Here is a 13,956-nt window from a genome sequence, read left to right as displayed (position 1 = left end):
GAAAGTTAACTATTAAGTGAAATTTCATCTAAATAAGCCATCACTAGCTCACTTGCTCGTTCCATCTTGTCAAGATATTCCAACGCTGATTCTTTTTCGCCAGCATTAATCAAAGTAAGCGCTTCGACACCACTTCGATGCACAAGCTTATGCGGCTCATCTAGCTTTTTAAACGCAGATAAATTTGCATAATTATTTCGTCCAGTGGTTTGATACCATTTACCTAATCGGCACATAGTGTGATCTGAAAATGAACCAATATTTTTATTACTTACTCCTGAAGCCACTGCATAAACATCACCTTTCCAAACAATATGATCTAATTTAACTGTTTGAATAAAAGTGCGTAATGACGCATGGCCAATTGCATTCTTCATAGAAGTACAGCATGAGATTATGGACTCATAATCCTGCTTCAGTGACGTCATGTCATTCGCTAATTCTGAGTTACTTGCTTGAATATCTTCGACTGAATAAACTGTTTCATTTGTAGAAAGAATAATTTTTTGCACTAACTCTGCGACTTCTTTTGCTGACACATTAGTATTACTGGCCAAAGCCCTTACTTCGTCCGCTACCACACTAAATCCCCGCCCAGCTTCGCCTGCTCTTGCAGCTTCAATTGCAGCATTCAAGGCTAGTAAGTTAGTCTGATCAGAAATTTTTGAAATAGTTGCTACAAATGCATTGATATTATCCGCCATAGACGACAAGCCCGAGATATTAGTCGTTAATCCCGTCATCTTCTGAGTTATCGCATCAATACCTAGCACCATATTTTCTAGTGAATGATTAGATGCATCCAATGACTCATTAATCTGTTCGCTAGATTCTTTCTCATGATTAATATCATTATGAGCCTGAAGCACTGTCCCTCTAACTCCTTCAATGTGCCCTAAAGATTGAATTGCACAATTTAAAAGTTTGCCTTCAAACTTAGCATCGGAATGATGGGTCATTACTATTATCTCTTTAGATAATTCTTGGTTTTTATTATTTAGCTCGACATTTTCCGCAGTTAATATCTTGATTTGTTGCTCTAATGCCTGGTTTTCTTGTTGTAATTTTTTATGGTTATTTTTTAGAACGAACATAACTTTCCCATTAAATATTGATATTGACTTCCCCAAACATTTTTTGAGTATAAGCTCTATTAAAATAAGTTAGATTACTTTGTGTCAATAATAAGAACTAAAGCTGTATCAGTTTGCATCCCAAATGGCTTACTACAAAAATTTACTTAGTAAAAAGCCCAAACAATTGATCGGGCTTTACTGATCGAAGATCCCCTATTAAAGAACTCTTTACAAAAAAACTTGTTCCTCGCTATAACTGGCTCAACATTTTTATGCCGTGACTCCATGACGTGTTTTCCACTGCACGCCAATCAAACTTAAAATCACTAATACCCCGATAAAACCAGTGCTTAACGGATTAAACAATACCCAAGGAACCACCGTTATTGCCACTACTCTCTCAATCGTTTTAAGCGGTCGTAATAGATAGCCCTCTATCGATATTGCTATCGCGACAATAATGGTCGCCGTTTGCACTATGGCAAAAGTAAACGCCATTAAACCTGCATCAGGATTAAGTAAATCGGTATAAGCCATCATGATTGGGATCATAAATAACCCCCCTGCTAATTTGAAGGCTTCCACAGAAGACTTCATCGGATTAGCATTGGCGACACCCGCCCCCGCAAAGGCAGCAAGTGCAATCGGCGGAGTCACATTTGAGGTTTGCGATAACCAAAACACAATCAAGTGTGCGGTTAATAATGGCAGGCCAAAATCACCTAGCATTGGTACAGCCATAACCGCCAATACAATATAAGCTGCCGTCACAGGTAAGCCCATACCTAACACCAAGGCCACAATACTGATTAGGCCTAACGCCACCAGCATATAACCGCCAGAAAACTCCATCACAAATTGGGTAAATTGCAAACCTATGCCTGTTTGACCAACAACCCCCACAATAATCCCTGCTGCGCCACACGCAGCCGAAATAGGCAGAGCCATTAAGGCGCCATTTTTCATACCAGCAATAAACTTTTTCAAGCCGATACGGCTATGTTTGCGCAATGCTGCAGTTACTAAAATTGCTGCACAACCAGCCACGCCAACTAACAATGGCGAATAGGCCATCATCAATAATGTGGTAATAATAGCCAGCGGAATAAGGTGATGCGCGCCTTGCTTCATAACTGAAATGACGGCTTCTGTTCGGCTCGCCGCTTTAAGGTCTAATTTACATGCCATCAAGTGCACGTAGAGCAAGGTACAAAAGAAATATAGGATAGCTGGCGCGATAGATGCCAGCATGATGTCGCTATAAGGCACGCCGGTAAACTGTGCCATCACAAACGCACCCGCGCCCATAATCGGCGGCATAATTTGTCCACCGGTTGAGGCCGCAGCTTCAATACCAGCAGATTGCTCAGGGGTATAACCGAGCTTTTTCATCATTGGAATCGTCACTGAACCAGTGGTCACAGTGTTGGCTATGGCTGAACCCGATATCGACCCCAACCCAGCAGAGGCTAAAACCGCAGCCTTGGCCGGTCCGCCGCGATATTTACCCGCGATAGAAAATGCCAAATCAATAAAAAATTTACCTGCGCCAGTCACCTCTAAAAAGGCCCCAAATAACACAAAAATAAACACCGTCGTAGCAGCAATGCCCAGTGCTGAGCCAAATACGCCGTTCGCTGAATATATTTGAAATTGAATCAGTTCCTGTAAGGAATAGGCTTTGGTTGCCATTGCCCCAGGCAGCATATCGCCAAAGGCGCTATAAGCTAAAAACATACCTGCGATCAGTACCATGACCCAGCCTACAGTCCGGCGGCAACCTTCAAGTAATAGCAGCACCAATGCACCGCCAGCAACTAAGTCCGCCATGCCTAAGCCATACAGCATATGGTCGATATCGTTGTAGTCGAAAATCGACATACGGTAACCTGCAAATACCGTTAAGCCGCACAAGGCCAGATCAACTGCCCGCCCCAACATATAGCCTTTATTTTGGCGATTACGAATCAGTGGGTAATGCAAAAAGATCAACACTAGCACCCAACATAAATGCACTGGACGAAAGTAGGTTGCAGAGATAGTCGAAGTGATCCCTTGCCAGATTTGAAATGACGATAATGCCACTGCTATGGCTAGAATGAGGTAACCGAAAAACTTAACTGATTTTTCATAAGGTAAGGCTTCAATTATTGCCTTACTGCTATCAAAACTATCCGCTTGAACTGGGTTCATATAAAGTCCTTTGAAACTGCAGTGATGGCAATTAGCCAATCACAAACAGCCTAAATAACGCAAAGGCAACTATTAGCTGCCTTTGTGGGTAAAACTTTGCCTGTTAACATCAGTGGTTATTGTTAACTTCTGACTTAACTGGCTAATTATAATGAGATAATCATCGCTATTTTAGAGAATCTAAATACTTTTTTGCACCCGGATGTAATGGCACACCTTCTAGACGGTTAGCATTTTCTGGCGTGGTAGCTTCAGCCACTTTTACCACTTTTTGAACTTCTGTCATATTTTCAAAAGCCGCTTTAGTCAGGTTAAACGCCATCTCATCGCTCATTTTTGCGCTAACGACAATGACGTTCCAAACACTTAACGTCGATACTTCACCGATATTGTTATAAACATCAGCAGGTATGGTGTAGTTACTATAGGCAGGATTTTGTTTAATAAATGCAGCGCTTTCAGCAGCAGATACAGGGATGATATTAACCTTATGAGTCAATGCCACCTGTGTCACTGCGCCAACACCTTGGCCACCAACTATAAAGCCTGCATCAATTTGGCCATTTGCCAGAGCGTTAGTGGTTTCAGCGTAGTTAAGATATACCGCGTTAATGTCTTTCTTAACATCGATGCCTACAGATGCAAGTAATGCAGCTGATGTCACAGCGGTGCCACTGGCTGGAGCGCCTAATGAAATACGTTTACCTTTAAGGTCTGCTAATGAGTTAATACCTGATTTTTCTAAACTAATGGCATGAACAAGATTTGGGTACAATGCAAATAAGGTCTTAACGGGCAAAGCACCTTTAAATTTACCTTCACCTTTATAGGCATCAAGCACCACATTACCCATTGCGATCCCAGCGATCATATCGCCGCGAACCACTTTGATGGTGTTCTCAACGGAAGCTGCTGTCACTTCGGCTTTTACGTTTACTTCAGGGACCTTATCAGACCAAACTTTTGCTAGTGCGCCACCAAATGGATAATAAATACCACTTTGACCACCGGTACCAATTGAATAGTTTTCAGCCTGAGCTGAAGCTGGCAATACCAATAGTAGAGCTAAAACTAACGAACGATAAAACATAGCCTTCCCCTTATTACTCTTTTTTATATATTAGGATTTGATGAAAAACCTTTATATATTAGTAGTTTTCTTAAATTTGGCATCGATAGTCACTTATGGACTAGGCAATGTCAAGGTACCGAATAGTCGAACAGAGTCAATTTAGATAGGGGGAAATAACCATCAAACATAAGTCGTTGAGACTTTTTAGCATCGGCTTTAGATGAAAATACAGAGGATAAATAGGAAGTAGAGCTAAGGGGGACTTTTCAAAAACAGTAAAAAAAAATACCAAGATTTGTACCGTGTTTACAACGAGTTTATTACAAAAAACAAACTTTTGGTTGAATCGAATAAATAGCTGACAACATTGCATAGCCACACAACGCTGTATGCTTTAACAAGCGATTTCGTTATTGAGATTTGACGAAATATTTTCATAAATTCAGGTTTAGGTGATCAAGCTAAACCTATTAGCTAATACTCAAAAAGCGAGTATTGCTCACACTTATCATTAGTTAACTTTAATGCGCTCTACATCAGCAGCTGGCTCATGAATAACAAAATCAAGCTGTACTTGTGCTTTTTTAACGCCACTAGCTGATTCAGTATAAACCCATTGTGATAAGGCATCTGTAGCAGATTGGTCAAATACACCTGTAGGAGATGATTTAATCACTGCAACATTCGATACTTTACCAGATTGACTAATATCAAATTCCAGCTGTACATAACCATTGAGTCCTGCAGTTGCCGCTTTAGCAGGATAGATAGGATCTATACGCATTGTAGGGACAACATGTGTCTCCGCTTGCTTAGCTTGTGAACCTGCATGAACTTGCTGGTTTAACATTAATCCACTCACACCTAATGCTAGGGTGATCCCCATGATGACGAGTGTGTTTTTTCCGTGCTGTTTTTTCATCTGTATAATCCTTTCTTTTAAGATGGTTTTATCTCCATAGTGAGTGTGTAACATGCTCAAAGGAACATGCTGCGAGTAGGCCAATAGCGCATGGCTATAGGCAATTTTATTATCTTTTTCCATTTCTGATGTTACCTGGGCATCACACGACAACTCTTGATCATGTCTAAAGCGCCTGTAAGCAAACCACATCAAAGGATTAAACCAGAACATCAATAGCACACTACAACCAATGACATTGCACCATAAGTCTTTACGCTCATGATGAAACGCTTCATGAGCGATGATTGCTTGCTGTTGATTAATATCTAATGATTTGAAATTTAACGGCACCAGAATACAAGGTGACAATAGCCCCACCAACATTGGAGACTGAACGGATGCATGAGCCAATATATCAACACCCTTATTGGTTTCAGCGACTTTAACCGCAGAGGCCACAATGGGGTTAAATTGAGTCTGTTGGTACACCATACTCACGAATAAGAAGCTCATAACCGCGATGTATAAGTAGTCGAGATACAGTGAGCTAATAAGCATAGAAGATAGCTTGATAGTATCAGTGGCAAGCACTTGATAATGCTGCATGACAGCAGCAGGCTCAGGCAATGACAACCATGAAAGCTTTAGGGACATAAAGCCCTCAGGAAACCACAGCTGACATACTGAAATGAGCAGTAATATCGGCACTGCACTCCATAATACATAGGTATAATGGGCACCGATTTTTGCCAAAATAATCCGATGAGACACCATCATCGGCAAACAAAATAGCGTTAATATCACGGTTTGTTCCATAAACCAGTTCAGCATCATTTTTGCTCCTGCTGCCAATCATCAAGTAATGTCTTTAATTCAGCGACATCATCTGCTGATAACTTATTGTTCTTTGCAAAGCCCGCCACCAAAGGCGCTAACTTGCCAGCGAACATACGTTCAACAAATGATTCTGATTCTTTAGCGGTGTAGTCATGCTCAACAATCAATGGTGAATAATGGTAAACCCGACCTTGCTTCTCATAACTAATCGCCTGTTTTTTTACTAAGCGGTTAATTAAGGTTTTAACGGTTTTTTCATGCATATCATGACTTAATGCCAAAGCATCAACCACTTCAGTTGATGTTAAAGGCGCCCGTTGCCAAAGTTGTTTAAGGACTAATAATTCGCTATTGCTGATGTCTTTCATCGTTTACTTCCAATGCTATTTGTTTTGAATGCTATTTTTTTTCGATGCTATTTTTTCAATGCTGTGTTTGATAAAAGATGTTTGAAACACTGCTTTTTTCAATAAAATTTGCTTCAAACATTAGGATTACATATGTAATTCACAATTAAAGATTACAACCGTAATCCTAATTAAGCAACACCTTATTTGAAGTTTTTTTGAACAGCTATATTCGTGAATGGAGTCTATGGCGAAGATACCAGTAAGTTAAAGTGCAGCTTAAGCGACGATAAATTGATGTAAACAAAAACAAAAAATGCCAGTCGATTTACATCGACTGGCATTGACTTTGTTGGAGACGAGATTTGAACGGAGGTTGAATTTACCTATAAATCGTCGAGAGTCGGCTTATATTCAAATCAACTAGCAAGCTTACTTAAGCTCTGCTGGCCATTCTTTTTTAACACGCTTGTCTAAAAATATTTCTTTAGACGCTTGCATAGCTTCTAGGTCAAGACCCACTAAAGGCTGTACCTTCGCTTTAGTGTCGTACTTAGTTGCATCATACTTATAGCTAGGTGCGTATTTAGCTAATAATGCATCTGCTTCAGTCAATGCTGCATCTAAAATATCATTAGATTTTTCTAGCAAACGTACTGCTTCAGTCGGGTTATGCGCATGAATACCGTGAGATGCCGTTGCGCTATCCCAGAACCATTGTGCATTTCTCACTTTAGTCAGTAGGCTATTCATTTCAGTCGCAAGCGGGGTTTTCGCTTTTAAGGCTGCTTCATAGTTGCCTTTTGCTTCACCAATACTCTTACCTGCTTCTAATCCTTCAATACCATTAGCAGACCAGATAGCTTGTGCTTTAAAGTGCACTTCAGTTAAACGTGGGTCGGTGCCATTGGCATCGAAACGTAACTTAGTGATCTCAGCTTTACGCTCATCAAGGATCTCTTTAAAGTCACCAGCTTCATGACAAGATTGACAGTCTTCTGGCAATTTATCCGCTTCAAAAGTCACTTTATGGTTAGAGAACTCTGCACCTTTAGCATTAGTCGCTTTAGGCATATGACAAGTCGTACAACCAAACTCTAAATGGTCATCCATTGCATGTTCAGTTCTATCTAACATGTTTTCAAATTCAGGATGCTGCGCTTTAATCATTGGCGCGCCAGAAACGGCGTTAGTCCAATCTTTAAAGCCACGTTGGTCGAAATAGGCAAGTTGTGCTTCAGCAGCAAAACCTAGGTATAAACCATCAGTACCAGTGTAGTTAACAAACTTTTTGTAATCAGTTTCTACGCCAGGTACCCAGTAATCCGTTGGGTATTTCACTTTCTTACTGTCTGTGCCATCAAAATAGTATTCAACATGACACTGAGCACAGGTTTGGCTGGCTTGCATCGTTGAATCTTGCTTAGCGAAATCTTTACCAATCGTTTTCATCGCACGATCAGTATAAGGACGGCTCAATCTAAGCTCTTCTTTACCTAACTCATGACAATCAGCACAGCCGATTGTGTTAGACATTTCATGACCCCATGTAGACCATGCATTGTCAGAGAATTTACCTTCACCCACTTCATCATACATACGGGCGACATCAGGGCTTTTACATGACCAACAGCTAGCAGCCATTGCTTCGCCAACGACTTTACCGTCATGACCAACAACAGGATGGCCTACACGTAATGTTTCGATAATATCGGTCAAAGCATAGTGATGACCACGAGCACGGTTATAGTCTTTAGCAAAACCGTAACCCGCCCAAGCTGAAACTAGGTTTGGGTTAGCCGCTAAAAGATCGTCAAGTTCACCAGATGCAGGTGTGCTTTGCTCAGTTTCAGCCCAAGTTTTATATTGCTCAGGGAAGGTTTGTTGCCAGTTTTCACTCTTGTATAAATCAACATCTTTATCTTTAGCAACGGTTGTACCTGCAAAAATCGCAGATACCATTACCGCTAGCGCAAGCTTTTGTAATTTCATCATCACTCCTAATTGGAACTTATTTCATTTTATTAGCAATCTATTATTTAATAAACTTAAAAATTAACATTCAAAGTTTAACAATTATTGTCACAAATAAAATAAACGTAAATTTATTTAACCCAATAGTGTGACCATGTTCTAATCAAATAAAATAACTCGCTACAGACCAATACCTCTTTAGGAGTACATAGTTTATATTAAAAAGTATAATTATTATTAAACCTTTCAAATATATAAATTAACAATAAATAAAATTTAAAACAAACTGATTAAAAACAATTGCTTAACTTTTTAAATGGTGAACTCAAGATTGTGACAGGTATTTAATTCAAGTAGTTAAGAAACACTAGAACATTTATTAATTTAAGCTTAAAAATAAATTAAACCAGCATTAATAAATTAACATTTATAATAAAAAATACTAAGACCAAATGTAAACTTAAATCTAATACATATAATAGTTTATTAGAAAGTAATTTATTACCATTTATTAATATCTATATTATTTTTTAACTTTATTTGTTGAGTTATTCTACCAATAACGTTTACTAAATTATTAATCGATATATTTATTAGAATTATTTGTAAAATAAAAATAATATCTAAAATTAATATCAGACTGCACAGGGATTAAGCAGGATGATAAAACGCACTTAAACAAGACCCGTTTCCGAGCTGTTTATATTGCTTTTATTTCATGTTGTGGCACATATTGAACATCCATAGAGATTGAAACTCCTAAGCCCAATCATAGGATTGGGCTTTGCTTAATAAATATTTTTAAAAGTGATGATTTACTTCATGACTCATTCTTCGATTAAGTGACGTTTCCCCCTCGATAAAGCCACTGATACATAGTCGGCAGTACCAACAACGTCAGTGCGGTGGAGCTAAACAGTCCACCAATAATCACTATTGCTAAAGGTTGCTGAATTTCGCTGCCGACGCCTGATGAGATTAAGATGGGTATTAAGCCTAAGGCAGAGGTTAGCGCAGTCATTAATACCGGACGTAATCGACCAACAGTGCCTTCATAGACACTATCAAATAGACTTTCATCACCGTCAGTAGCTTCAACAGTTAAACGGCGTTGGTTAATCGAATCCACCAGCACCACCCCATTAAGCACCGCAACGCCGAATAAGGTAATAAACCCTATAGAGCTAGGCACAGACAGATAAGTGCCAGTGACATAAAGCGCTACTACACCACCAATCAAGGCTAACGGCACATTAGCCATAATCAAGGCGACTTGTTTGATAGAACCAAAGGAGAAAAACAATAACAATGCGATTAAACCGATCGAAATTGGCACCACTAACATCAGCTTTTGTTGCGCCCGTTGTTGGTTTTCATATTGACCGCCAACGACAACGGTATAACCAGAAGGCAATTCAGCTTGCGGCACAATGGCATAGATATCATTAACCACTGAGCCCATATCACGACCCGAAACGTTTGCTTGTACCACAACACGTCTTTGCACGTCATCACGGCGAATATTCGGTGGCGCCATTTCAACGCCCACTTCAGCCACTTCGCCCAATCTCACTTGAGTGCCATTAGCGCCCATCATGATCAAATTGCGTAACACATCAGGGGAGCTACGGTACTCTTTCGCTAAACGCACATTAATGTCGTAGCGAGCATTACCATCAATAACTTGGCCAGCACTCACACCACCAATACCTTGGCTCACAAGGTTCATCACTTGATCGACACTTAACCCATAACGAGCCAGTTGATCGCGAAGTGGCCGAATAACCAATTGCGCTTCGCCACTCACTTGCTCAAGTGATACATCTACAGCGCCAGGAATAGCGCTGACAAGCTCAGTAAGTTGTTGGCCTTTTTCAGATAGTACATCTAAATCAGGGCCAAAAATCTTGATGGCTAATTGCGCTTTAACACCTGACAATAATTCATCAACGCGGGTGGCAATGGGCTGTGAGAAAGTAAACAATAATCCAGGGAAGATACTCAGTTTTTCTTCCATCAAATGTTGTAGCTCAAAGCGATCGCTCGCGCTTTGCCATTCACTGACGGGCTTTAAGCCAATGTATATTTCAATATTACTCACAGGTTCAGGATCGCCGCCTAGCTCAGGTGCACCAATACGACTTAGCGCATATTCCACCTCAGGAAAGTCCATTAACATGGCTTCAATTTTAGGAGCAATGTCGAGCGATGTCCCAAGACTTGCCGTTGGCGCAAGCGTGACACGTAAGTTGATGGTGCCTTCTTCAAGTTCAGGGACAAACTCTGTGCCTAAACGTGGCACTAACATCATGCTGGCAATAAACAACACCACGGCGATGCTCATCACAGTCACTGGACGATTCATTATTGATGCGAGTAATTTACGATAACCTGCTTCAATCGGCGCTAAAACCACGCTTTTCTTGATAGTAACGCCACGATTAAATAGATATACCGCCATGGCGGGTACGGCTATTAATGCCACTAACAAGGCTGAAATCATCGCCAGAATGATACTTACCGCCATTGGCTGGAATAACTTACCTTCTACCCCCTCAAGTGCAAATAACGGGGCAAATACCACAATGATAATCGCAGTAGCAAAGAAGATTGGGCTACAAACCTCCTTTGCTGCTTGCATGACTTTAGTCACTGTTGGATTCGGCACCGCTGAATTAGTAGCAGTTGACTTAGCGCTCTCTCCAGCTTCGATAACACTTCCATCTGCCGAAGTTTCTTCTCGGGTTAAATGTTTGAAAATATTCTCAACCATCACCACTGAGCCATCAACTAACATCCCGATGGCAACGGCTAAACCGCCCAAGGACATCAAGTTAGCGGACATGCCGTAATACGACATGATAAGTAGTGCCATACCAATAGAAATCGGGATAGACAGTAATACCAGTAAGGTCGCTCTGATGTTGACTAGAAATAACGCTAAGATGATGACAATAAAGAAAAACGCCATTAATAAAGCATTCACCACGGTCGTCACTGCTTGTTTAACCAGATCAGATTGATCGTAAAACACCTCAAACGATACGCCTTCCGGTAGCGATTGTTCAATCAAGGCCACTCTGTCACTGATATCATCAATGGTTGCTTTGGTATTTGCGCCCATGCGCTTGAGTACGACACCCGCGACCACTTCACCCAAGACTTCGACCTTATCATCTTGTTTTCTAGTCATAGTCACTGCGCCAACACGAATTTCACTGCCATAAGCCACCGTTGCAATATCTGCTACCCGTACAGGCGTGCCGCTCACTTCGGTTAATGAAATTTGGCCAATGGCTTTAAGCCCTGCATCACCAGCAGGTAATAAACCGTAGCCACGAACCACTAACTGCTCCTGACCTTGATCCATAAACCAGCCGCCCGCATTACGGTTATTGCTTTCTAATGCATCGGTGACTTGCTGCATTGTCAGGCCGTAACTGAGCAATTTATTGGGATCAATTTGTACCTGATATTGACGAACATCACCGCCAAAAGATAACACTTCAGTGACACCGCTCACTGGCATCATGATCAATTTTACTAAGTAATCATTAATGCTGCGAAGCTCTGCAGCGTCAACACCTGACTCTGGTGTTGTGCGCAAAATATATTGATATATCTGCCCTAGCCCTGATGTATTAGGGCCAATTTCTGGCACGCCGACGCCATCTGGGATCATTTCACGGGCAGCTTGCAGTTGTTCAAACACTTGCTGACGAGCAAAGTAAATATCGGTGCCTTCAGCAAATACCACTGTCACTATCGACAAACCAGTGCGAGATAATGACCTCACTTCTGTCACTGCAGGCAAGGCATACATTGCCGATTCAACGGGATAACTGATCAGTTTTTCAACTTCTTCGGCCGCCAAACCTTCAGCCGCTGTATTGACAGTAACTTGTACATTGGTGACATCCGGAAAAGCATCGAGATTGAGTTTGGGTAACATAAACGCACTGGCTACGGCGATACATAGCAAGGCTAAGCCGACAAGCAATCGGTTACGGATGGCAGACGCTATTAATTTAGCTAACATGGCTTATTCCTTCCTAGTGGTTGTGGATATCAAAACCAGCTTTCGCTAATTCAGATGCCAACAGGAAAGCACCGCTAATCACTACCTGACTGTTTGGTGCAAGTCCGGTAACCATGTTCATGCCACGTTGACGTTCGACGACTTCAACTTCTACCGCTTCAAAACCATCCTCAACTTGAATAAACACTTGCCAATCACCATCACCACCGCGAGTTAGTGCAGCGTCGGGTAACACCACACCACCATTAAGCGCATTGGGTAAATATAATTCAGCAAATTGCCCGGCATGCAGGCCGTAGTCAGTATTATTGATACTGACAAGCACTTGCTCGGTACGGGTAATAGGGTTGAGTTCATGTGAACGACCAATAATCGTGCCTTCAATTGATACCTTGCCCACCTTCACCATGGCTTTATCGCCAGATTCAATACCATCGGCTTGCATAGCCGATAATTGCGCTTCAACCCATAAATGTGACTCATCAGTTAACTGCATTAATGGCGCACCGCCTGCAGATACTTGCCCTAACATAGCGACATCTTGTTGAACACGGCCACTAATAGGCGCCAGTAATTGGTATTGACCAATAGCCTTAGGATTTGCTGTTAAGCCACTAATTTGAGCTGGAGTCATTTTTAACGCTTCAAGGTTTGCTCTTGATAATTCTGCTTGTACTTGGGCAACTAACAATTGGCTTTCACTGAGGGTATTTTTCACCATCCTCTGCATCCGTCCCCATTCTGCCGCATTAGTAATAAAGTCAGCTTGCGCCTTGGCAACCTCAAAACCGCCTAGGGTCAGCAACGGCTGGCCTTTAATTACTTCTTGCCCTGGGACCACATGACGCGCAAGAACCCTTACATCTAGCTGCGGTGCAATGCTGATAGTACGATCGCGATCGACAACGATGGCAGCAGGCGCAACTGAGTCGATATTAAACTTACTATTAGATAAGTTAACCACTCTGATCCCAGCGAGCTTTTGTTGATGTTCAGAAAGCACCATTGCGTCATCATGCTCAGCTTCGTTTACTTCGCTATTATCAGGTTCATGATCATGGCCATCACCTTTCTCTGATTTTTTAATCGTATTTCCCACTGACGTTAGCGGTGTTTTTTGAGCAGGTTCACTTAACTCAGAGGGCAGTAAATCATGATTATGCTTACCAGCTTGAACGTGATTATCTGTTTCAGCATAGCTATTAGCTGCGTGATTATTAGCAGCATGGCTATTAGCAGCATGGCTATTAGCAGCATGGCTATTAGCTGCATGGCTATTAGCTGCATGGCTATTAGCTGCATTTAGCTGAATAGCTTCTACCGCAATAGTGCGTGATGAAACCGTTAAGCCAGCACTGGCAATAGCTGCGAGTACACTAAATTGAATAATGAGTGAGCTTGTAGCTAATGATTTTTGTATCGTGCTTTTTTGTATCGTACTTTTTTGTATCGAGCTTTTTTGCATAGTATATTTTTTCATCGTAAGTTCTCGATTCAGCGAGGCTGAATATTTA

8 protein-coding genes are annotated in these 13,956 nt (G+C 41.3%); all 8 read right to left on the bottom strand.

The features are described 5' to 3' along the window. Positions 1 to 5: 5 nt before the first annotated feature. Positions 6 to 1,094, bottom strand: a complete 1,089-nt coding sequence (locus FPK91_RS16700) for a methyl-accepting chemotaxis protein (protein ID WP_144212558.1) — start codon at positions 1,092 to 1,094, stop codon at positions 6 to 8. 252 nt (positions 1,095 to 1,346) lie between these two features. Beyond that, complete coding sequence (locus tag FPK91_RS16695) at positions 1,347 to 3,269, bottom strand: TRAP transporter permease (RefSeq protein ID WP_144212556.1); 1,923 nt, start codon at positions 3,267 to 3,269, stop codon at positions 1,347 to 1,349. A 166-nt stretch (positions 3,270 to 3,435) separates the two neighbouring features. Next, positions 3,436 to 4,359, bottom strand: a complete 924-nt coding sequence (locus tag FPK91_RS16690; protein WP_144212554.1) for a TAXI family TRAP transporter solute-binding subunit — start codon at positions 4,357 to 4,359, stop codon at positions 3,436 to 3,438. A 493-nt stretch (positions 4,360 to 4,852) separates the two neighbouring features. Then, on the bottom strand, positions 4,853 to 6,079 hold the full coding sequence (locus tag FPK91_RS16685; RefSeq protein WP_227006599.1) for a M56 family metallopeptidase: 1,227 nt from the start codon (positions 6,077 to 6,079) through the stop codon (positions 4,853 to 4,855). Beyond that, positions 6,076 to 6,450 (bottom strand): BlaI/MecI/CopY family transcriptional regulator, encoded by a 375-nt coding sequence (locus tag FPK91_RS16680; RefSeq protein ID WP_144212552.1) that lies wholly within the window; start codon positions 6,448 to 6,450, stop codon positions 6,076 to 6,078. The genes FPK91_RS16685 and FPK91_RS16680 overlap by 4 nt, the downstream gene beginning before the upstream one ends. Positions 6,451 to 6,861: 411 nt before the next feature. Next, positions 6,862 to 8,424: an ammonia-forming cytochrome c nitrite reductase subunit c552 gene (locus tag FPK91_RS16675; protein WP_227006598.1), complete on the bottom strand. Its 1,563-nt coding sequence runs from the start codon at positions 8,422 to 8,424 to the stop codon at positions 6,862 to 6,864. 817 nt (positions 8,425 to 9,241) lie between these two features. Beyond that, on the bottom strand, positions 9,242 to 12,442 hold the full coding sequence (locus FPK91_RS16670) for an efflux RND transporter permease subunit (RefSeq protein WP_144212550.1): 3,201 nt from the start codon (positions 12,440 to 12,442) through the stop codon (positions 9,242 to 9,244). 13 nt (positions 12,443 to 12,455) lie between these two features. Then, positions 12,456 to 13,922 (bottom strand): efflux RND transporter periplasmic adaptor subunit, encoded by a 1,467-nt coding sequence (locus tag FPK91_RS16665; RefSeq protein ID WP_227006597.1) that lies wholly within the window; start codon positions 13,920 to 13,922, stop codon positions 12,456 to 12,458. Between the last annotated feature and the right edge of the window lie 34 nt (positions 13,923 to 13,956).

It is taken from the genome of Shewanella donghaensis (assembly GCF_007567505.1).
GTDB classification, from domain to species: domain Bacteria; phylum Pseudomonadota; class Gammaproteobacteria; order Enterobacterales; family Shewanellaceae; genus Shewanella; species Shewanella donghaensis.
Note: the sequence above shows the minus strand (reverse complement) of the source record. Positions and strands in the feature narration are given on the sequence as shown.